The sequence below is a fragment of the Marimonas lutisalis genome, assembly GCF_005434965.1.
Taxonomy (GTDB): domain Bacteria; phylum Pseudomonadota; class Alphaproteobacteria; order Rhodobacterales; family Rhodobacteraceae; genus Marimonas_A; species Marimonas_A lutisalis.
The window spans coordinates 1,607,839-1,628,546 of sequence record NZ_SKCI01000001.1; the positions used below are offsets into that span (position 1 = coordinate 1,607,839).

Annotated in this window: 22 protein-coding genes; 13 read left to right on the top strand and 9 right to left on the bottom strand. The window is 59.9% G+C overall.

The annotated features are described in order from the left end of the window. Positions 1–96: 96 nt before the first annotated feature. The 4 genes from E0501_RS07690 to E0501_RS07705 form a co-directional block, all read right to left on the bottom strand. Positions 97–282 carry a twin-arginine translocation signal domain-containing protein gene (locus E0501_RS07690; protein WP_137700714.1) on the bottom strand — a complete coding sequence of 62 codons (186 nt, stop codon included), beginning with the start codon at positions 280–282 and terminating at the stop codon, positions 97–99. 85 nt (positions 283–367) lie between these two features. After that, complete coding sequence (locus tag E0501_RS07695) at positions 368–970, bottom strand: TorD/DmsD family molecular chaperone (RefSeq protein ID WP_137700715.1); 603 nt, start codon at positions 968–970, stop codon at positions 368–370. Between the two features lie 9 nt (positions 971–979). Then, positions 980–1,561: a DUF3306 domain-containing protein gene (locus E0501_RS07700; RefSeq protein ID WP_137700716.1), complete on the bottom strand. Its 582-nt coding sequence runs from the start codon at positions 1,559–1,561 to the stop codon at positions 980–982. Next, complete coding sequence (locus tag E0501_RS07705; protein ID WP_137700884.1) at positions 1,558–2,091, bottom strand: DUF3305 domain-containing protein; 534 nt, start codon at positions 2,089–2,091, stop codon at positions 1,558–1,560. Before E0501_RS07705 ends, E0501_RS07700 begins: the two co-directional genes overlap by 4 nt. Before the next feature lie 369 nt (positions 2,092–2,460). Here E0501_RS07705 and E0501_RS07710 point away from each other — a divergent pair, with 369 nt between their 5' ends. Further along, the gene (locus E0501_RS07710) at positions 2,461–4,410 is read left to right on the top strand and encodes a 4Fe-4S binding protein (RefSeq protein ID WP_137700717.1); all 1,950 of its coding nucleotides are present in this window, start codon (positions 2,461–2,463) and stop codon (positions 4,408–4,410) included. On the opposite strand, the gene E0501_RS07715 is transcribed toward E0501_RS07710, so the two are convergent. After that, the gene (locus E0501_RS07715; protein ID WP_137700718.1) at positions 4,404–5,153 is read right to left on the bottom strand and encodes a cytochrome c family protein; all 750 of its coding nucleotides are present in this window, start codon (positions 5,151–5,153) and stop codon (positions 4,404–4,406) included. The genes E0501_RS07710 and E0501_RS07715 overlap by 7 nt on opposite strands. A gap of 57 nt (positions 5,154–5,210) precedes the next feature. Here E0501_RS07715 and E0501_RS07720 point away from each other — a divergent pair, with 57 nt between their 5' ends. The 4 genes from E0501_RS07720 to E0501_RS07735 are packed head-to-tail and all read left to right on the top strand — an operon-like array spanning position 5,211 to position 7,645. Next, positions 5,211–5,399 carry a DUF6494 family protein gene (locus E0501_RS07720; RefSeq protein ID WP_137700719.1) on the top strand — a complete coding sequence of 63 codons (189 nt, stop codon included), beginning with the start codon at positions 5,211–5,213 and terminating at the stop codon, positions 5,397–5,399. Further along, positions 5,368–6,465 (top strand): Mrp/NBP35 family ATP-binding protein, encoded by a 1,098-nt coding sequence (locus E0501_RS07725; protein ID WP_137700720.1) that lies wholly within the window; start codon positions 5,368–5,370, stop codon positions 6,463–6,465. The genes E0501_RS07720 and E0501_RS07725 overlap by 32 nt, the downstream gene beginning before the upstream one ends. Beyond that, positions 6,462–7,169 carry a biotin/lipoate--protein ligase family protein gene (locus E0501_RS07730; protein WP_137700721.1) on the top strand — a complete coding sequence of 236 codons (708 nt, stop codon included), beginning with the start codon at positions 6,462–6,464 and terminating at the stop codon, positions 7,167–7,169. The genes E0501_RS07725 and E0501_RS07730 overlap by 4 nt, the downstream gene beginning before the upstream one ends. Beyond that, complete coding sequence (locus E0501_RS07735) at positions 7,166–7,645, top strand: DUF6505 family protein (RefSeq protein WP_137700722.1); 480 nt, start codon at positions 7,166–7,168, stop codon at positions 7,643–7,645. Before E0501_RS07730 ends, E0501_RS07735 begins: the two co-directional genes overlap by 4 nt. 72 nt (positions 7,646–7,717) lie before the next feature. On the opposite strand, the gene E0501_RS07740 is transcribed toward E0501_RS07735, so the two are convergent. Genes E0501_RS07740 through E0501_RS07755 form a run of 4 tightly spaced genes read right to left on the bottom strand, consistent with a single transcriptional unit; the run spans position 7,718 to position 10,980 of the window. Beyond that, positions 7,718–8,617, bottom strand: coding sequence for a helix-turn-helix transcriptional regulator (locus E0501_RS07740; RefSeq protein ID WP_137700723.1), 900 nt, complete (start codon positions 8,615–8,617; stop codon positions 7,718–7,720). 54 nt (positions 8,618–8,671) lie between these two features. Next, the gene (locus E0501_RS07745) at positions 8,672–9,490 is read right to left on the bottom strand and encodes a substrate-binding domain-containing protein (RefSeq protein ID WP_137700724.1); all 819 of its coding nucleotides are present in this window, start codon (positions 9,488–9,490) and stop codon (positions 8,672–8,674) included. 22 nt (positions 9,491–9,512) lie between these two features. Next, a complete protein-coding gene (locus E0501_RS07750; protein WP_407943405.1) occupies positions 9,513–10,250 on the bottom strand; it encodes an ATP-binding cassette domain-containing protein in 738 nt (245 codons plus the stop codon). Positions 10,251–10,260: 10 nt separating this feature from the next. After that, complete coding sequence (locus E0501_RS07755) at positions 10,261–10,980, bottom strand: ABC transporter permease (protein WP_235857771.1); 720 nt, start codon at positions 10,978–10,980, stop codon at positions 10,261–10,263. Positions 10,981–11,248: 268 nt separating this feature from the next. On the opposite strand from E0501_RS07755, the gene E0501_RS07760 reads away from it, so the two are divergent. The 8 genes from E0501_RS07760 to E0501_RS07795 all read left to right on the top strand — a co-directional run bounded on the left by E0501_RS07760 (position 11,249) and on the right by E0501_RS07795 (position 20,464). Beyond that, a complete protein-coding gene (locus E0501_RS07760; RefSeq protein WP_161594578.1) occupies positions 11,249–12,571 on the top strand; it encodes a serine/threonine protein kinase in 1,323 nt (440 codons plus the stop codon). A 36-nt stretch (positions 12,572–12,607) separates the two neighbouring features. Continuing rightward, on the top strand, positions 12,608–13,900 hold the full coding sequence (locus E0501_RS21500) for an FHA domain-containing protein (RefSeq protein ID WP_235857772.1): 1,293 nt from the start codon (positions 12,608–12,610) through the stop codon (positions 13,898–13,900). Further along, the gene (locus E0501_RS07770; RefSeq protein ID WP_137700727.1) at positions 13,884–14,789 is read left to right on the top strand and encodes a PP2C family protein-serine/threonine phosphatase; all 906 of its coding nucleotides are present in this window, start codon (positions 13,884–13,886) and stop codon (positions 14,787–14,789) included. Before E0501_RS21500 ends, E0501_RS07770 begins: the two co-directional genes overlap by 17 nt. A 9-nt stretch (positions 14,790–14,798) precedes the next feature. After that, complete coding sequence (locus E0501_RS07775; protein WP_137700728.1) at positions 14,799–16,070, top strand: P-loop NTPase family protein; 1,272 nt, start codon at positions 14,799–14,801, stop codon at positions 16,068–16,070. A gap of 357 nt (positions 16,071–16,427) precedes the next feature. After that, positions 16,428–18,278 (top strand): dynamin family protein, encoded by a 1,851-nt coding sequence (locus E0501_RS07780; RefSeq protein WP_235857773.1) that lies wholly within the window; start codon positions 16,428–16,430, stop codon positions 18,276–18,278. Further along, on the top strand, positions 18,275–19,246 hold the full coding sequence (locus tag E0501_RS07785) for a dynamin family protein (protein WP_137700730.1): 972 nt from the start codon (positions 18,275–18,277) through the stop codon (positions 19,244–19,246). Before E0501_RS07780 ends, E0501_RS07785 begins: the two co-directional genes overlap by 4 nt. Beyond that, positions 19,233–19,685: a hypothetical protein gene (locus tag E0501_RS07790; protein WP_137700731.1), complete on the top strand. Its 453-nt coding sequence runs from the start codon at positions 19,233–19,235 to the stop codon at positions 19,683–19,685. Before E0501_RS07785 ends, E0501_RS07790 begins: the two co-directional genes overlap by 14 nt. Then, positions 19,676–20,464, top strand: a complete 789-nt coding sequence (locus E0501_RS07795) for a hypothetical protein (protein ID WP_137700732.1) — start codon at positions 19,676–19,678, stop codon at positions 20,462–20,464. The genes E0501_RS07790 and E0501_RS07795 overlap by 10 nt, the downstream gene beginning before the upstream one ends. The last annotated feature ends 244 nt before the right edge of the window (positions 20,465–20,708 follow it).

Genomic DNA, 20,708 nt, shown 5'->3' on the forward strand with positions numbered 1-20,708 from the left:
GGTTTCCGCAATGGCCTTGCTGGCAGTCGGGCGTCACGCAACCAGTCGCCGAAGGCCGGTGTCACAGGGCCCGGACGTGCCGGGCCATGCATTTGCTCAGAACTTCGCCGAAGCGAAATACGCCCGCGTATGGGCGGTATCCTGCATCTTGTCCGAAGTAAGATCAGGTTCGGCCGCTTCCGCGGTCGTCGCCGAGGTCGCCACGACAACAGCCGCAGCCGGCGCTGCCGTTCCGGCAAGTTTCAGGAAGTCGCGGCGCGTTGCGCCTTCTTCCGGTTTCATCAAGGTTCCTCCTCTTGCATATGACGGTCTCCCGCCGATAGTGACCGCCAGGCTTAGGTGCCCGATGGTCGAAGCCCTTTATCTTCTATCGCCCCAGTCGAAACGCCTCGGACTCGATTTCCATGAAAATGCGGCCGATGGTTCCCACCGGCGCATAGAAAACAGATCCCTTTGCAGCCTCTAGGTCCGAAAAGAAGTGTCCCGCCCAAGGGCCGATGTGGCGATCAAAGAATGTCTTTTGCTCGTCCAGCGCCGCCGGAGTAGCGAAACGCCCCGCGATCATCGCACCCATCATCTCCATCAGGCTCGCGATATTGTCCTCGGGTTCGAAAACGTTCTGCGCCCGGGCCAGCCCCCGGGCCGTCATGTCCTGCCGCAGCAGCGCCAGCGGTTTTTCATTCAGAAATCCGGTCAGATAGTAACTTGCATAGGGCAGCAATTCGCCACGGCCCAATCCGATGAACAGGCGATTGTATTCACTTTCAACCGATTTCGGCTTGGTAATCCTGGCCACCTTGGCCAGCGTGTTGATCGCCTGACCCAAATCGCCACCGTCCCCGGACAAACCCGCCGTCTGGGCCAGCAGCATCTGGTCAGGCGGCCCAGCCAAGATCAGACCGAGAAAATTGTAAAGATCGGCCCTGAGGCGATCCTCTTCGGCAATTCGGCTTTGGGGGGCAGCAGTCATCTCTATCCTTCAGGTCTCGAATTCGAAGCGCATGCGCCGGCCCGTCGCGGTCCGCGGGGCGGGTTCCGGCTCGGGTTCTGCTTCGACCGAGGCGGTTTCTTCATTTACTTCTGACTCTTCTAGCACGTCCGGAGCATAAATGTCTTCCACTTCCGGCTGCTCGTCGGGTTCTGCGACGTCATTCACGTCCTGATCCACCTCCGGCGACAACTCTTCGAGTTGAACGAACATGCCCTTGCCGACCTGGTAGACCGTCTGCAAGTTTTCCACCACCGTCGCTGCATCGGTGAAATCTTCACCGTAATCGACCAGCCCGTCGACATTGGCGAGAACGGGATTCATCCGCCACAGGCGTCGCAGCGCGCGGGTTTTCAGCCGCTCGGGCAACGACGCCTTGAGAAAGGCGCGCACATCCTCGCTCGTTTCCAGCGCCTCCGGTTCCGGAAACCCGGCCTCCTGCAGTAATTCCTCATCGGTACGTTGCTCAAGCGCCGCCTCCTGCTGCTCCCGCAAGGCCTCGCTCTGCGCCATGTCCTCGGCCTGGGCTTCGGCGGCGACGGCCGCTTTGCGACGAGACCAGAAATCGCTCATATCAGGCGCCTCCGCTTCAGCGCCGGAGAGGCATAGATATCCGCATCCTTGCGTATGCGCGGGTCGCCGATTCCATCCTGCAACAGGTCGATCCGCTTCTTGTCCCGCCGCCGTTTCACGAAAGCTTCGTCTTCATGATAGGCCTCGACGAAATCCCGGATCCAGGCAACCAGGCCGTGCGGCATTGGCACCTTCTCGACGATCTCTTCTCCGCTATCGGTATAGTCCTGCGCTTCGTATGGTGACGCGGTCACCAACACGACATCGAGCGGATAATCCCCCTCACCGTCCCGCAGTACGACATACAGACTGGGGACTTCGGCGGACAACCCGTGCAGATAGGCTTCTGTTTCAGCGCCATGAAGCTCCAGGGTCACGGTCGCAGCGTGATATTCCACCGCCTCGCCTTCGCGGCGCAGTTCGCGCCACTCGACCGGACCAGCACCCGGAAGCACCGCAGTGGCGGTCCAGTTCCATGGCACCCACTTTGTCACACCCGGCGCCTTGCGCAGGACGACACCGACCGGCATCGTGAGATACATTTCGGGATTGTGTATCAAACGACAGGCTCCTCCCCTGTTACAAGAGTGACCCAACCACGCGATTTGGCAAAGCACTTTTTTGAAAACGCCACGTTTTGCGGAAAAGAACTATCTGAAATGCGCTTTTTCTCTTCCGCCCCGCGCGAGTCTGGTGGAATATTGCCAAAACCTGTTGTTTCCTTTGCTGGAGCATGCGCGAGTCGACGTCGAGTCGCTGGGCTGTTCGGGTTTGAAACAACTCACGCACTGGCAACTGACTGGCGGAAAACCGGTTGAGGGCCTTCGCGAATTATGACTAGCATCGCACGGAACGGCGCGGAAACAAAGCGCTCAAAGGGCACGTCCAACGGGAACACCATGTCTAAGACCTTGATAACATGCGATTGCATGAGCAGCCAGACCATAGATGCCAAAGGGCTGGCCGAAACGACTGGCCTTGATGTGCCGAGAGCGTGCTCGGCGCTTTGCACCACCCAAATCGACAAAGCGGCGGACGCGCTTGCAAAAGGGAATGCCATTTTCTGCTGCACACAGGAAGGCCGCGTGTTCGAGGCCCTGGCCGACGAACTGGACCTTCCCGCCCCGCCTCTGCTGGATATCCGCGACAGGGCCGGCTGGACCGCGGACGAGGCCCCGACCCTGCCCAAGATGTCGGCCCTTGTTGCCGAAGCCCTGTTGCCGGCTTCCCCTCAGAAATCCGTCGACGTCATCTCGGAGGGGCTTTGCCTGATCCTCGGCCCCGGGGACGTGGCGCTTGAAGCGGCCCATACATTGAAAGACCACCTGGGCGTAACCGTCCTGCTGAGCGAGGCCGGCGATCTGCCTGACACCCGGGAGTTCGACATCGTGATCGGACGGCTGCGCCGGGCAAGCGGCGCATTGGGACAGTTCAGCGTGGTCATCGATTCGTTGCAGCAGGTCCAGCCGGGCGGGCGCGGCGCGTTTTCGCTGAGCGAACCACGCGATGGCGGGCGGACCGAATGCGACATCATCCTTGACCTGCGCAGGGACTCACCACTCTTCCCGTCGCCCGAAAAGCGCGAGGGATATCTGCGCGCCGATCCAGGCCGGCCCTCTGCAGTGGCCGACGCGGTCCTGACCGCGTCACATCTGGTCGGAACCTTTGAAAAGCCGCTCTACGTCCGAAATGAACCGCTCTTCTGCGCGCATTCCCGCGCCGAGAAAACCGGCTGCACGCGCTGTCTCGATCTCTGCCCGACAGGTGCAATCATGCCGGACGGAGACCATGTCACTGTCGACCCGATGATCTGTGCTGGATGCGGGGCCTGCTCCGCGGCATGCCCCTCTGGCGCGATCAGCTACGACGCCCCGGCGGTCGATCTGACCATGCGCCGGATACAGACCCTGGCCAAGGCCTACCTGAACGCTGGCGGAACTGCCCCGCGCCTGCTGGTCCATGACAGCCACGGGACCGAAATGATCAAGCTGGGCGCTCGTTACGGGCGCGGATTGCCTGCCGACGTGATCCCGGTGGAGATGCCCGCGATCGGCGCTATTGGACACGCTGAAATGGTGGCCGCCCTTGCCGCGGGTTTTGCCTCGGTCTCACTTCTGCCGGGGCCCGGCGCTGACCGGCTGGCTTTGCAGGCACAATGCGATCTTTCCTGCGCGATCGGCGGCGCGAACAAGGTCACGCTTCTAGATCTGGACGACCCCGACGCACTGTCCGATCACCTCTTCGACGAAACAGTCCCCGACGCCGTGGCCAACCCTGTTCGTCCGATCGGCACGCGCCGCCAGATCACCCGTCAGGCCGCACGGGCGCTGCATCCGGATACGGATCGGATTGCTCTCCCCGATGGGGCACCCTATGGCGCCGTGCTCGTCGATACGGATGCCTGCACGTTGTGCCTGTCATGCGTTTCCCTCTGCCCGTCGGGCGCACTTGTCGACAACCCGGACGCCCCGCAACTGCGGTTTCAGGAGGACGCCTGCCTGCAATGCGGACTTTGCGCCAATGTCTGCCCCGAAGACGCGATCGCCTACGAGCCGCGCCTCGATCTGACGGATGCAGCCCTGTCACAGAAAATCCTGAACGAGGAAGAACCCTTTGCCTGCGTTGAATGCGGTGCTCTTTTCGGGGTGAAATCCACCATCGAGAAGATCACCGAGAAGCTGACCAATCACTCCATGTTCGCGGATGAAGGCAAGCTCAGGATGATCCAGATGTGCGACAATTGCCGGGTGAACGCGCAGTATCATTCGACGGATAACCCGTTTCAGGGCGGAGAGCGGCCGCGGCCGCGCACGACCGACGACTATCTGTCAAAACGGCGCGATCACTGATGCTCCAATGGCGCGCCCAGATCCGCTGCGGCCATCGTCGCGACATAGGCCAGAACGGCCTCCACCTCCTCCAGTGTCATGGTGAGCGGCATGATGGGCGATGGCCGATCCTCCGGAAATGGCAGGGTTACCCCCTCGATCACCGTGAACGACGGGTGCGGGTTGAGTACGTAGAACGCCGCGAAGCGGTCCTCCCAATCCGGCAGGCTGCGCAGCACCGCAAAGCTTGGGGTCGAGCCAATTCCGGACATGCGGTTTTCATCGTCGACGCGGTGGCAACGAATGCATTTGGCACGCGAAACCACGAGACCGACCTCGGCAGAGCCGTTCCTTTCAATCTCGGCGACTTGGCGCTTCGATTCTTTCGGAGGGGCGAATATCGTATTGCCGTCCGGCGCGTATCCGATCACCGTGCGCCGGCCGATATCCGACGTCAGCCAATCCGCAAACCGGATTGCGCCCGGATGATCCGGCCTGTTCATGCTCACGCGCCACGTTTTTCCCACGCCATGAAACAGCGCCCGACCGGCATCGCCCAGAACCAGATCAGCTTGTGCCGGGTCCGGCACCAGTTCGACGCGGACCTGCGTCTTGAGCGAAAACCGCGGGCCGATGAATTTCAGCAGCCCCGTTTCAATCAAAACCTCTGGCGCGTAAACACGCACCAGGCGGTCATCGGCCAGGGCGGCGAAAGACATCAGGCCAAAGGCCACGACGATCACGAAGGCACGCAATCCAGACATGGCGTCAGCCTAGGCGCCAAATCCGGCCCGCGTCAATTCTGAGAAAGGGAGAACGAAATGAGCGAAGATTTCAACATGTCGATGCGCAAATTCCTCAAACAGGTAGGCGTGACCTCGCAGCAGGCCATCGAAGACGCCCTCCGCAAGGCCGATACCAGCGGCAAGAGTTACGCCGTCAAGGCCGTCGTCACCATCGAAGAGCTGGGTATGACGCATGAGGTCACGGGCGAAATCAAGAGCGAGTGACACAGTGGCCAGCAGAGACAAGGTTCTTGAAACACTCAAGTCCATCGCCGACCCGGTTGCGGGCAGCGATATCGTGGCAAGCGGCGTGGTGCGGGCTCTGAACGTCGACGGAGGCACGGTTCGCTTCGTTATGGAAATCGCCCCTTCGCACGCGCAGGCCTATGCAAGTGTAAAGGAACAGGCCGAGCAGAAGCTGGGCGCGCTTGATGGCATTGAAACGGTGGCTATCGTGCTGACTGGCCATAGCGACAAGGCGCCACCGGATCTCAAACCCACGCGCCCGGCGCAACCGCAAGGTCCGCAAGAGATCCCCGGCGTAGACCGGATTGTCGCCATCGCCAGTGGCAAGGGCGGCGTCGGAAAATCCACGGTTTCGGCCAACCTCGCCTGCGCGCTCGCGCAGCAGGGTCGCCGTGTCGGGCTTCTGGATGCCGACATCTACGGCCCGTCTCAGCCGCGCATGCTGGGCGTCTCGGGGCGGCCCGCCTCGCCGGATGGCAAGATCATCCTGCCAATGCGCAATCACGGCGTTACGATGATGTCGATCGGCCTGATGACAAATGAGGACCAGGCCGTGGTCTGGCGCGGCCCGATGCTGATGGGAGCGCTGCAGCAGATGATGATGCAGGTGCAATGGGGCGCGCTCGATGTGCTGCTTGTCGATCTGCCGCCGGGCACGGGCGACGTGCAGATGACACTTGCCCAAAAAGCGCGGGTCGACGGCGCGTTGATCGTTTCGACGCCACAGGACATGGCACTGCTCGACGTGCGCAAAGGCATCGCGATGTTTCAGCAGATGAACGTGCCGATCCTCGGCATGATTGAAAACATGTCGACGCATATCTGCTCGAAATGCGGCCACGAGGAACACATCTTCGGCCATGGCGGCGTCGCCCGCGAGGCCGAGAAACTGGGCGTGCCGCTTCTGGCCGAACTGCCGCTCGACATGCAGACCCGGCTTGCCGCCGACGGCGGCGCCCCTGTGACGGTCAGCGCACCCGATAGCGCCCAGGCCAAGGCATTTCAGGCACTTGCGGCAGCCCTGGTCGATCTGGGGGCGGCATGAGCAATGAATTGACCTTTCCGCCGCTTCTCTGGGGTGAAGAGGCACCGGACGATGCCTTCGTGCATGCCTGCATGCGGGCGGCCATGGCGTGTGACGCCGGCCTGGTGTCTTATAAGCTGGGCGTCTCGCAAATCCAGGGCGCTTTGGTTTTCGCCCCCGAGGTGCCTTTGAGGCTCGCAATGGCGATGCTGCCGGTTTGCGGCGTCGGCTTCCAGAACGCGCTTGGTGCGCTTGCCCCGCCCGAAGTTGCCGTGCACCTGCAATGGGACGGCGGCATTCTAGTGAACGGCGCATCCTGCGGCCGGTTCCGTATCGTGGCCTCTAACGCGGATCCGGAGGCGGTCCCCGACTGGCTGGTGGTTGGTTTTACCTTGCCTCTCCTTCCGCCCAACGAAGACACAGGCGAAACCCCGGACCAGACCGCGCTTTATGCCGAAGGCTGCGCAGAAGTTTCCCCCCCGGCGTTGCTCGAGGCCTGGGCCCGGCATACGCTGAACTGGATCACCCGCTGGGAGCACGAAGGCCCCCGGCCTCTTCATGCAGAGTGGCGCGGACTGGCGCATGGCATCGGAGAGCCGATCAGCTGGGGCGAAAAAAGCGGCACCTTTCTGGGCGTGGACGAGGATTTCGGCATGTTGCTGCGTGATGATGCCGGCGAAACGCATCTTGTCCCGCTGACCGAAGTACTGGAGGAAACCCCATGAAACTGGCACGGGCAGTCCATTTCGACGAAAGCGACATGCGTGTCTACGCCAGCCCTGCCCGCACCGGCGAATGGTGCATTTCAGGAGGCTTCGAATTCTCGAACTGGACCGAAGCCGATCTGACAGGAAAGGCACGGCAGGCTTTTTCAAACGGCTGGTTCGGCCTTGAAACGGGGGGGCGCGCGACCTTTGTCGCGGTCACCAACCTTGAGCCCGCCGAACTCGATGACCTGACTGACCTGCTGTGCCAGCACTTCGTGACATATTACGGCGCTCCGTCGGTGGAAGCCGCCCGCCCCGTTGCACAGGAAGAAATCGCACAGATGGCCGAGCTTTGCGAAGATCACGAGGCAAACACCTTGCTGACCGTCGCACGTGAACTGACTGAGGCCGGGGTTCGCGAGTCCTTCCGCGTGATCCAGCCACAGGACGCCGGACTGGAACAGTTCGCGGTTCACGGCTCTCTCGACGAATAACCCGGCCGCGTCTCGATGTTCTTGGACATTTCCTGAGCGGGCTCTCCGGGCCGGCATGCCGCCAGGGACGTATCAGGCGTTCCAAAGGACTGTGGCGAACTCGCGGGTGTCGTATCCGCCGTAGCTCTCGGCCCTGGCCCTGAAATGCTCGCCTGCGCAGAATTGGAACAGGGTTCTGACCTGTGGCTCGAACCACGCCTTCCGATCGACCAGCAGTGCGAACTCTTCTTCAATGATGGGCTGGAACTCAAGACCATAGGACCGCGCCACGGCTTCAAGGCCAAAAGCGGCATCGGCTTCGCCACGGCTCACCGCTTCCACGGCTTCATCCTCGGTGCGTGCGACCTCGGCAAAGTCCAGTCCAGACAGTTCCAGGCCGTGTTTTTCCGCCAGTTCCCGAAACAGCGCATCCGTACCAGACCCAGCTTGTCGCGGAACAACACGCCGTCCCTTCAAGTCAGGCAAGCCCGCAGGTGCTTCGTCGCCGGGGCGAAAAACAATACCGCGCCTTCGCACCGCAAACTGCACGAGAACAGCATTCTGGTTTGCAGCAACACGCGATACGGCCGGCACGTTCCAGAAGTCCGACTTCGGATCATGGATATGAAGTCCTGCCACCATGCCCTCGCCGCCGACGAAGCGGTCAAGTCCGTCAAATGACCCGTCATAGTAGGTCGCGAGACCGCAACGCGATTGCCGGACCGCCCAGTCCAGCAGCGGATCATGACTGCCCAGCAGAATAGCGGGCCTTGCGTCGGTTCTTCCCGCTTGCCGGCTCTTGCCACCGGATTTCGACCGCTCGATCCACTCCCGGATCTCGGCGGCTGGAAACAGGAGCTTCCCGGTGGCGCGTGAACACGGCACCTCGCCCGAGGCGGCCAGATCGTAGATCTTCCGCTCTTTGAGCCGCAACAAAACGGCCAGTTCCTTGACGGTCAGGTAATCGTGGTCCGAAATGGCAATTTCCGTCATAGCAAAGCAGTCACTTGATCGGGGCAGCCGCCATTGGCTGCCCCGACAGTCTTATCAGTTGGCGGGTGCATTTGGGAAGAATAGTTGCTGATCCGCGACCTTGTAGGCGGCGATGGCCTCCTGCCCCTCTTTCGAAACCAGCCAATCGGCAAAGGCCTGCGCCGCCTCGACTTTGACGCTGGGGCATTTCTCAGGGCTCACTGGGATCACGCCATACTGGTTGAACATGTCCTCGTCGCCCTGCACCTGGATCGCGTAATCCTGCTTGTTGGCAAAGCTGATCCAGGTCGCCCGGTCTGTCATGACATAGGCCCCCATGCCGATCCCGGCGTTAAGCGTTGCGCCCATGCCTGACCCGGTCTCGCGGTACCAGTCACCGCTTGCTGCCGCAGGATCAAATCCCGAGTCGCCCCAAAGCGCCATTTCCTTCTTGTGCGTGCCGCTGTCATCCCCGCGCGAGGCAAAGAGAGCGCCCTTGTCAGCGATCTGCGCCAGCGCGCCCTGCACGTCGTTCATGCCGCCGACACCGGCGGGATCACCGGCTGGGCCCACGATGACGAAATCATTGTACATCAGGTCGGTGCGCTTGGTGCCGAACCCCGCGGCGACGAACTTTTCCTCCGACGATTTCGCATGAACCAGAAGCACGTCGCCATCGCAATTCTGGGCATTCTTGATCGCCTGCCCGGTTCCTACCGCGACCACGTTGACCTGGATACCGGTCTTGTCCTGGAAGATCGGCAACAGGTAGTCATAAAGGCCCGAATTCGCCGTCGATGTCGTGGATTGAACGATAATCGACTGATCCTGCGCCCATGCTGCCCCCCCCAGAAACAGCGCAGCTGCGCTCGCCATAAGTGTCTTTCCAAACATCTCAGTTCTCCCTTTTGCTATTTCAGACGACAATTCTGCCGTTCAGGTAGTGCCGCGCCGTTTCGCTCCGCGGTTCCGAGAAAAAATCGGTCGCGGCGCTGTGTTCGGCCACTCGGCCGTTGTGCAGAAAAACAATGTCATCGGCCATTCGGCGCGCCTGGCCCATGTCATGGGTCACAAAGATGATGCGCGTTCCGCGCGCCCGCGCTTCGCTCACGATCTGCTCGATCGCGAGCACCGATGCGGGGTCGAGGCTGGCCGTGGGTTCATCAAGCAACAGAACCTCCGGATCCGTCGCCAGCGCCCGAGCCAGTGCCAATCGTTGCGCTTCTCCGCCCGACAGCAGGCGCGCGGGCTGATCGGCCTTTCGGGCCAGGCCAACATGATCCAGCAGCGCGCCGGTGCGCGCCCGGTCCTTGCCGCGGGATCGAAGAACGAAGTCCAAGTTGGCCGCCACCGAGCGTCGCAGCAGAACCGGCTTCTGGAACACCAGCGCCTGCCGCGCCGTAACCTCGGCTGGCTGCAGACCGCCCCAGCTCACACAGCCCGCTGTCGGCTGCATCAGACCATGTAGCAGTTTCAAAAACAGGGTTTTGCCAGAGCCGTTGAACCCCATGATCATGGTGCACCCCGTGGCGCCCAGATCGAGATTCAAGCCATCCAGCACGATCGTGTTTCCGAAACGCAGCACCAAATCCCGCACGCTGAGCGGCAGGAGCGCCGGGCGCGACGCTGCGCCGGCTGCCGAAGCAATGGTCATCGCGCCCACGTCAGACATAAGCCTGCCGCGCAGCCGTCATGCGCACCGATTGCACGGCCGCATTCACCCCGAGGGCGATGATCAACAGGATCAGCCCAAGCGCCAGTGCAAGCGCCAGATCACCCTTCGAAGTCTCCAGAGCGATGGCCGTCGTCATTACCCGCGTCAGGTGGTCGATATTGCCGCCAACGATAATCACGGCCCCCACCTCGGCCACGGCGCGCCCAAACCCGGCCAGACCAACCGTCAGCAACGAATAGCGAGCATCCCACAAAAGTGCCCGGATCGTTTGCAGACGTGTCAGGCAGAGCGACCGAAACTGCTCAGAATACTCCATGTGCAGGTCTTCGAGAACCTGTCGGGACAAGGCCGCAACAATGGGCGCGATCAGAATGGTCTGTGCGATGATCATCGCTGCGGGTGTGTAAAGCAGCCCCAGAAAGCCCAGTGGCCCCGACCGCGAAAGATGCAGGTAGACCAATAGCCCGACCACCACCGGCGGCAGGCCCATCAAAGCGTTCATCACGATCAGAACACCATTGCGCCCACGAAAGCGGCCAATGGCAACCAGCGCTCCAACAGGCAAACCGACTAGACAGGCAAACGCCGTTGCCGTCAGGCTGACGCGAAGGGACAGAAAGACGATCTCCAACAAGTCCGGATCGCCGGACAGAACCAGCTGGATCGCGAGCCCCAGTGCATCCCCCACACCTTGCAATATATTCCCCATGTGCAAATTTTTCCGAGCTTTGGGAAACTATGCAGCAAAATTCAAGACATTCAAGGCCGATGCTGCCCCGATCACATCAACCAAGTTGCATTTCTCATCTCCAGGCGCGGTTTCCCGCATCCTGTCTTGCCTCTGACGACTTTGAGCAACCCGCCCAATCGTTGGCCACTCGTCGCCACGATGACGCCACAATCGCAAGTGAACTTTGTTTTCCGTTAAATGGTGATCTTGTTCATTTCCCGCCACGTCGATGCGCCAATGGCTCAAGATGCAAGATACAGAAGAAAAAGATCAATCGAACGAGTTGCCCTTTGGAGCTATCCTGCTGCAGGGGCAATACGACGTCGAGACCCCCTTGGCCTACGGAGGTTTCGGGATAACGTATTTGGCGCGTGACAGTCTTGAGCGTCGCGTCGTTGTGAAAGAGTGTTTTCCCAACGAGATCTGTGAGCGTTCCGGAAATCTCGTTCTGGCGAAGGACGCTTCCTTCCAGGAATCCTATCGCAAAATCGTCTGGGAATTCGTTGGCGAAGCGCGACGCCTGGCAAAGTTGAAGCACCCCAACATCGTTGCCGTGCACCAAGTCTTCGAGGAAAATCACACAGCGTATATGGCAATGGATTTTGTCGACGGCGAGGAGCTTCTCAATGTTCTGGAAACCAGCCCGGAACGCGTAACGCCGGCCTTGGTCCGGAACGTACTGTCGCAGGTGCTCGATGCTCTTCAGTATCTCCACGGGCTCGGCATTCTTCACCGCGACATATCGCCAGACAATCTCCTGCTTGACCTTGATGACCAGGTAACCCTGATCGATTTCGGCTCTGCACAAGAGATTTCCCAGACATCCCGCGGCGTTATCGGCACGTCCCTTTCTGTCAAGGACGGGTACTCTCCCTACGAATTCTACATGCAGGATTCCGAACAGTCCGAGGCGAGCGACCTCTATTCGGTCGGCGCAACCATCTACCATCTGATCACCGGGAAGGCTCCGGTCGATTGCTGGACGAGGCTGGAAGCGATCCACAAGGACGAGCCCGATCCCTATGAGCCCCTGGCTGGCGGAGATTGGGGGCTTACCCGAGACTTTCTCGAGCTCATTGACCAGGCACTGGCAGTCACCCCCGAGAAGAGGCTGCAATCGGCGGCAGAATGGCTTGAGGTCATCCTATGCCTCGATAACGCTGAAAGCGGCGCCGACGTCGCGACAGAAGCGCGCGCCTATAGCGGCCAGATCCAACCCGTGCCGGCCAAGGTCATGAGCGGCGAAGCGTTCAACGAGGCAATTTCCGAACTCGTGGCTTCCGTCAACATGGATGTCGAAAACGCCTCCCAAAGCAGGAAACCGGAGGGCGGACAGAAACTCCCCCCTCAAGAATCCATCGCCCAGGATCCGCCAAAACAAACCCCCGTCGATATCTTCGGGAACGTCATCGAAAACGTGAGCGCCTGGATGCGGGAGCAGGACAGCATGCTTCAGAAACAAGCAGCCCCGCCCGACACGCCCCCGGAACCGCAAAGGGACCTCATTGGAGAGCGGCAGGAAAAATCCCGGTACCTGCGTCTTCTGAGAGGTAGATTTTTCAACGCCTAACCAAACGCCAACCGACCCCGGTCAAAAGGATCTGCCATGAAATTTCTTCGCGACATAATCGACCAGAAAACCGCAAAAGCGGAACGCGCGGCAGCAGCCGGGCCGGAAAACCATCCTGATCTGGACCCAGAAGGACTTGGGTCCGCATTCATCTTCGACCCATTCGAGGCAGACGAAGTAGAGGAAATCGTGAACAACGGTGATTCCGGCTCGCTCGGAGACAACATTTTTTCCTCGGACGGCACTAGCGATGGCTTTCCCGTCGACAAGGCGGACCTGGAGTCCGATGCCGACGACAAACGTCTGGAGGCTCTGCTACAAGACGCACCTGCCCTGCCGAAAACCGATCCGACCAGTGATCGTGCAACCGGACACAGCTCCGGAGAAAAGGCTGCCGAACCCGCGGACACTGGACGCCTGATACTCGAAGAAAAAGACCGAGCGTCTCTCTCGAAGGATGTCCTTCGGCCAGCACAGGCACCGGGAAAAGACGCAACCGAGTCCCCCGAAACAGCGGCAGCTCCCCGTCGTCATCCCTTTCCGGATCTGGTTAGTGCGGATCCAGAGGTCGGCCCCGTGTCTCCCTCGCGGGATACGGCCGTGCCGATGACCGAGAAGCGTCCTGAAACTGGCGCCGGCCGCGAGCAAGGGGTGAAGAAAACAGACACATCGAAGCCCAGCGACTCCAAACCCCAAATGTCGGCGCCTGTGCGCAAGCCACGCTCCATCGAGGAGCAGGCCACGCCCTCGAACCACACGCCAGAGCAGGCGCATCGTCCCACCGAAACCGATTCGGAAAAGGCCGCAATCGAAGTGCCGCCACCGGCGGCCGGTAGAAACAAGGCTCGGGCCGGACGTGCCAAGACCCGGCTCCTCGGCTTCAACAGCTCCATGACCGCGGCTGAAAACCCCTTCGATAAGTCGAAGGTCCCGCAATCAGGCCAATATACGGAATTCCCGGTTGGCTGGCTTGTCATCGTCAAGGGCCCGGGACGCGGCGCCGCGTTCACATTGTTCAACGGCGTAACCCAAATCGGACGTGGCGAAGGCCAGACCGTGAAACTGGATTTCGGCGACAACTCGATCTCCCGTGAAAACCACGCGGCGATCGCATATGACCCTGAACAGAACTCTTTTTTCATCGGTCATGGCGGCAAGGCCAATCTGGTACGCTGCAACAACATGCCGGTTCTCGCCACCCAGGCTCTGTCCGCCGGGGACCTGATCCGCGTCGGAGAGACCACACTGCTCTTCTCACCGCTCTGCGGCCCCAACTTTCAATGGCATGTGCCCGAGAACTCCGAGCGTACCCATGCTGCACAAGGGTGAATTCCTATATGATACCGCGACGGTCATCAGCCAAGGCCGGCGAGAGCGACAGGAAGATGCGATTGTGGCGGACTTCCCCGCCGGAAACTCCATGGGTTTCGTCGTGCTGTCTGACGGCATGGGCGGTCACCACGCAGGGGATGTGGCCAGCAAGATCGTCGTGACTGAAGTTTTCAGCGAGTTGAAGCTCCAGTCGGGTGACATCCGCGAAATGGAACACAAGATCGGCGACATACTGCAGAACGCCATGTTTGGCGCGAATGATTGCGTCGGCATCTACTCGAAGGAATGCGGGACCGACGCTGTAATGGGCGCGACCCTTCTGGTTCCGGTCCTGATCGAAAACCGCCTCTTTTGGCTATCTGTCGGGGATTCCCCCCTGTTTCTGTTCCGCGGAGAGAAACTGAGGCGCTTGAACGAAGATCACGCCATAGGATCCCAGGTCGAGTACCTGGTCTCGAATGGGTTGATGCTCCGAGACGAAGCCTTGAACTTTCCCGATCAGAATTGCCTCACGTCGGTTATCGTGGGCGACAAGATTCCGCAGGTCGACTGCTCGGCAGCACCCGTGGAACTCTTGGGAGAGGATATCCTGATCGTTGCGAGCGACGGGCTTCTGGTCCTGAGCGAAGACGAGATTGCCGAAACAATCGCCTCGGCGCAAAACTGGCCGGCGGCAGATATCAGCACTGCGCTCATGCGCAGGATCGAGGATGTCGATGACCCTTTCCAGGACAACGTATCGATCTGCGTGATCAAACTGAAGGAAAGCGGCGCAAGGCCAGGTTTCGAGACCGAGAGAAACAATGCGAACTCCTCGCCAAATCTGGCGCGGAAGAAAATCACGCTCGTCGCCAGCGTTTCGCGATCGGCAGGCGCGGTTGGTTGACGGACCGAGATGAGCAGCCAATTGAAAACACACCAGGATTTCGAGCCGATCGCGCACAGGCTGGAAAACGCTCTTGACGCAAATGCCGTGCCCGAAAGGCACCGAACGCTGGGCACGAAACTCCTCGCCCATCTGCGCCAACCGGTTCGTGTCGTCGTGGCCGGTCCGGCCGGAAGCGGAAAATCTTCGGTTATCAACATGCTTCTGGGGCAACAGGTTCTGGCGACATCCGGAGGCCCTCCGATCACTGAAGTGTCCTACGGCGCAACCGAGTCTGTCACGTTTGAACTTGAAGACGGCTCAACCCAGTCGACCGAGGGCCTTCTTGGCAACTTGAGGCTTCCAGACGGGGTTGTTCGGGCGAGCCAGGAAGTGCCCCTCAATGATCTGAAAAGCCTCATCTTTCAGGAAGTTCAACTTGACCCAAACCTGCATCCGAAAGGCCATCTGTGGGCTCAGGCCCTTGCACAAGCCAACATCGTTTTGTGGTGCACGGATCGATTCACCCAAGCCGAACAGAACCTTTGGGCCGGTGTACCTGACGAGATCAAGGATCAAGGTTTTCTGGTTCTGACAAAAGCCGATCAGCACATGCTGCGCGGCACTCTCGAGGCTTCGATCAAGGCGCTTGAAGAGATCGTCACTGAAGAGTTTTTCGGGCTCTACCCACTCGCCTCGATTCAGGGGCTCAAGGCCCGGGTATCGAACTCAGTCGACAATGCGGACCTCTGGCGATCAAGCGGCGGGCAAAGCCTCCACGATGAGATTCACAACCGCATCGAGTGTGGCCGGACGGCCGTTCTCGACAATGCATACATGCTTCTCGCGCAACTCGGCGATCGCGGCGCCGAACCGGCGGCCGACACACAATGTCTGCATGCGGCCAGGATTTCGGACACTCCACACGGGCCTGCAGACACGCAACGCGCCCCGTCCGAAAGTGCCGAAAACCGCCCCTTCGAGGACGCAACGGCCATCCTGGACGAGGCCGTTCGCCACCTGACCAGAACCGGAAAAGAACTGCTGGAGGAGATCGAATGCAACTACATCGACATAGATGACTTCCTGTCGCGTTGCTTCGCGTCAATAGAGGCGCTTTCCGCGAAACTCGACAACGCGAACCTTTCGGATCCCATCGTGAAACAAGTCTCCCAGGACGTACAGGAGGGAGAGGAAACCATGGTTCTGCTCCAGTTGGAACGAAACGAAGACGCCGCTTTGGACGCCGTGACCATACTGGTGCAACTGAAGATCGAGATAGCCGCCATCGCAGCGGTATGATCCGGGCAATCCTAGCCATCGGGCGCCCGGTTTTCGCGACAAACTTTGACCATAATTTTGCGGCAAACTCCAATTCGAGTGCTCTAGACTCGTATCGCGTTTAACCTTTTGAGGCAGGTCTGGACGGCTGAAAAAATGAAGATGAACTCGGATATCAAGCCGGCAATCGAGCTTCGCACGCCTGCGCGCCCCACCAACCTTCAGCAGGGAACGGACAGGTTGCAGGAGTTTTCTCGACGCACCGAAAGCGTCCGGAATACACTGGAAGGCCTGGAAACCCTTGTCGACAAGGGTGCGAAACAGGCCACGAAACGGCTTCTCAGACAGCTTGACGAGTTCGAGCCCACCGTCACGGTCTTGGGCCAGGTCAAATCTGGGAAAACGACGCTCATCAACGCGATGGCCGGCTGGTCGGATCTTCTGCCTTCCGATGTGAACCCCTGGACCTCCGTTGTCACGTCGCTGCATCTCACGCCCGGGCGCGACAAGAAAGGTACAAGCGCTGTCTTTCAGTTCCTGGGCGAAGATGAGTGGGACCGCCTCCTCAATAAGGGCGGCCGCATGGGTCAGCTCGCCGGGCGTGCCGGAGCCGAAAGCGAACTTGCCAAGCTCAAGGAACAGATCGAGCTCGTTCGTGAAAAATCCCGTGCGCGTCTTGGTAGAAACTTCGAGCTGCTGATCGGGCAGTCGCACCAATACGGCTATTTCGACAAGAACCTGCTGGAAAGATACATCTGTCTTGGCGACGAGTTCGATCAGCACGAGAACCCGGCCGAGGTTGAAGCGGCGCGAGAAAATGGTCGTTTCGCGGATATTACCCGGACAGCCGATCTCTATCTCAGCAGCCCGACGATCCCCCACCGCATTTGCGTGAGAGATACGCCCGGCGTCAACGACACGTTCCTGATGCGCGAACAGATAACCATTCAGGCCATTCGGGACAGCCGGATTTCGGTTGTGGTTCTGTCGTCGGGACAGGCTCTGACATCGGTTGACATGGGCTTGATCCGGCTGATCTCGAACCTGAAATCGCGCGAGGTCATCTTTTTTGTAAACCGCATTGATGAACTGGCCGATCCGCCGAACCAGATACAGGAAATCGAAGAGAGCATCCGCGCAACGCTGGCCCAGCACCACGGACCTGTCGATGCCGATATCGTTTTCGGAAGTGCGAACTGGGCGAACAAGGCCCTCAACGGTGACATCGAAAAGATGGACCGCCGCAGCTCGGCCGTTCTGATCGACTGGGCCGAAAAGCGATTGAAAGCCGGCCAAGGCGATCAAAGCGTGTCCAACATGATATGGGAGCTGTCAGGGATTCCCGCCCTTCTGGAAGCCATATCCGATCGCGTGATCGACAACTTCGCCGAGCCGTTTCTGACCGAACTTTCAGCGTCGGCCATAACACTGGCGACGGGTCAGCATGCGGCCGACCTGGTCCGCGTGAATGGAAGCGGCCAGGCCTCGCCTCTGGGCAGGGAAGTAGCCAGAACAACGTTTGATCGACTTGAACAGGAAACCTTCGACTTGCTGAACGCCGATTTGGCGCAGCTTATCGAAAGCTACCGCCAAAGAGTTGATCGTGCCCACGCAACCTTTGTCGACCGGGCAACACATTCGCTGATCAAGCACCTGGAAGACTGGGGCGAAAAAACCGTTTGGGAATACGACCCGTCAGGGCTGCGAATTCTGCTGCGCTCGGCTTACTCCCTGCTGTCCAGCCGGTGTGAAAGCGCCGCGCGCACGCATTACGAAAGGGCCGTCAGCCGTATCGCCGAACTCCTTTTCCAAAGCTTCGGCACATCGGTCGAGGGTATCCAGATCCGGATACCCGATGCGCCCGGCACGCCCCCGCCAATCGCTCTCGGCCAGACGATCGCACTCGACTTCAACGATGGGTGGTGGGTCAACTGGTGGCGGCGCCACCGGGGTTATCAGGCCTTCGCAAACCAGTTTCGAGCCCTGATAACGTCGGAAACCGAAGACTTCATGTCCCAGATCAAGTTCAATCAAACCGAAGAGATCCGCGCAGGCATCACAGGCAAACTCGAACGCGAATTCGCATCCTTCCGAAGCCTTTTCGAAGCGCTGACGGAAAATTCGACCCCCGAGCAGGACCTTCAGGAAATGCTGTGTGACAGGGGTGAACTGAAAAAGCGCGAGAAACTGGATGCCATTATCGCAAGCCTCCGGGAGCATGCAAAATGATGCAAGAACGTCAAATCGCAGAGACGGATACACAATCTGACACGGGGCAGCGCAAACCGCGCGTGGCCCTCATGGGTGAATTCAGTGCCGGGAAAAGCACCTTGTCGAACTTCCTGCTGGGAGGCGATCCATTTCCCGTGCGTATCACAGCAACCCGGCTTCCTCCGATTTGGAGCAGTTACGGGGAAAAATCAGCGGTCGCCGTGGATCATGACGGGTACGAAAGACAGGTCGATCTTCGCAACCTGTCCTCTGCCACTCTCGAGGACACGGCCCTGATTCGCGTCAAGCGCAAAGCCGACCTGCTGGAACTCTGCGATTGGGTCGACATGCCCGGCACGTCCGATCCGAACATGCCCGCCCATGTCTGGCTGTCGATCCTTAAGGAAATTGACCTCGTCGTCTGGTGCACGCACGCGACACAGGCTTGGCGCCAAACCGAGGCCGCCATCTGGGAGCAGGTGATGGATGGCACAACAGGGCGCAACATTCTTCTCATCACCCAGGCCGACAAGCTCCAATCCGCACGGGACCGGCGAAAGGTCATCAATCGCGTGCGCCACGAAACCGACGGCCAGTTTGATGCCGTTTTCGCCGTCTCGGTGCAACAAGCGGCCGAGGCCGCAGACGACACCGAGGCCTTGCAGGACAGCGGCATCCTCGATTTCCTGGATCACCTGGTCGAGACGTTGGTGCAACCCGTTGACTCGAAGGTCAAAAAGGCAGTGGAGTGGGAAACGGTACCGGAGCTTCCTGAATGGCAGTCCGAGGAAAGGCGCCGCGCCGCGGCCGACCGGCCGGCAGCGCATGCAGGCGCCCCCAAGGACGACATGCAAGATAACGCGCAGAACAAGCCCGCCCGGCTTGAAGACGTGGCTGAGGAAAAGGTAGTTCCGAAACGTGTCGAAAGAGTTGGGCGCAGCCGCATGCGTCCGGTCCGATCGGAGACGGTGAATGAAACTCTCTGATCAATCCTCTCTTCCGCACCCCTCCATGGGAAAAGAAGCTGGCAGTGTCGCCGATATCGCCAGGCATCTCGGGAACTTGCGTGAGCGCTTCCCGGGTTGCACTTTGGCCGCGTTCGGTGATTTGAACACTCGCCTTCTTTTCCGCGTGAGCTCTGAAAACGCCTGCGTACAGGAATACCTGGACGAATTGTGCGGTCTTGCCACGAGAGGCTTTGCACTCGTCGATACCGCGACGGGCGCCGGTAGCAATGACACCAGGGCCAACAACGAGATCGTCATGTTCGAACCGGGTGAAACGAAAGTATTCGTGCGCTCTCCAGCGAACCACTACGATTTTGTATGTTGCATCTTTCTATCCGATGCCCCGGTGTCCAAGATTGTGTCAGCAGCCGTCGTCCTGCTGCGTGATGTAGCCGGGGAAAGCGCGCCATGCCATTGACGTCCTTGGCAAAAATGCGATCTCTGTCCGAGATTGCGGATTTGAAGCAGGCGGTCGCCAAACTAAGCCTGGAAACCGCTTACCCGCAATCACGACACCGGACCTCCGCAAGCAACCTGGATCAGGTGCTGGACATCATCCAGGACGTCGCAAGTCAAACGATCCTGCCCCGTCACTATGCGCTTTTCGGTCGCGATGGCGAAATAGCCAGGCTCACGATCGGATTTCGTCGTATGGCCGCGGTTGAATTGGCCGGGGAAAATGCTTCGCTCTCCGCTTTCGCCGGCGCGACCCCGGCGGAAAAGATGCTGAACCAGTTGCAGTCCGCCTGCCAAAGCGGTGGTCCGTTCCGAATTGAGTTCGAAGGCCGTGCAACAGGGTTTTCCGGTCAGAATCCGAGCGGTCCCGCAGACGCCTCGGCACGGGGCTCTGCCAAACGACCGGACGCGCCGACCTTCGGAAAGATGTGCCACCACCTGCAATTCTGCAGCGCGGCCTGGCTCGTGCGAGAACACATGGACGAAATCCCGCGCCATCAAGGCCCAAGTGATCTTGTGAACCTGCTGCATCAGCTCGAACACTCCTTTCACGGAATGGCAAACAACCAGTCTCCTCTGACTGAAAAGGCGAGGCTCCAGCCGTCCTTATGGGTTTTCCCCGCCGCGCATGATTTGCACGTGATCGCGGCGCGGGATGCGCAAGGCCTTGCACTTGCTCTGACCTCGAAAGAAAAGGCGTTCGAGTTCCAGGAAATGTGGCGCCGCTCCTATCTAACCTAGACCAAGAATACTGATTGAGAACCGCTTTCGGACGCCGGCACCGCGCCCCAATCCAAGTTGGATGGCTGAAGCTCACCGCATTCCGTCCCACGCAGCCCAAGCTTAGCCAACGGGAAGTGCCCCCAATGATCTCGGGGATGTATGCCCTTATACTTCAAAGGAGCACGCTTTTTTCGGCGCAAAAGGCACCCTGGCCTCGCGCCCACACCCAGCCCGGTTCCTATGACGAAACCCCTCGGCTATT